Here is a 289-nt window from a genome sequence, read left to right on the forward strand (position 1 = left end):
CGAGCCCCTACGTCGAGCGCATGCTCGCGGGCATGGCGGGGTTCGAGGTCCGCAGCGAGGATGTCCCCCGATGCCCGCATTGCGGCTGGCAGCTTGTGCCGTGGGTGCGCGACGACACGTTTCTGCAAGGTGCGGCATGGCGCGAGAGCCTCGGACGATACGAGCGCTTCGTGCGCGAGCGCAGCGATCGCCGCGTGCTGTTGCTGGAGCTCGGCGTGGGCGAGATGACCCCCGGCATCATCACGCTCCCGTTCTGGAGCATGACCGCGAAGCTGCCGGATGCGCACCT

General features: G+C 68.9%; 1 pseudogene. It reads left to right on the plus strand.

From position 1 onward, the window contains the following. A pseudogene (locus DW024_RS10230) lies at positions 1–289 on the plus strand (Sir2 silent information regulator family NAD-dependent deacetylase); the annotation flags it as partial.

It is taken from the genome of Collinsella sp. AF37-9 (assembly GCF_003475115.1).
Classification (GTDB): domain Bacteria; phylum Actinomycetota; class Coriobacteriia; order Coriobacteriales; family Coriobacteriaceae; genus Collinsella.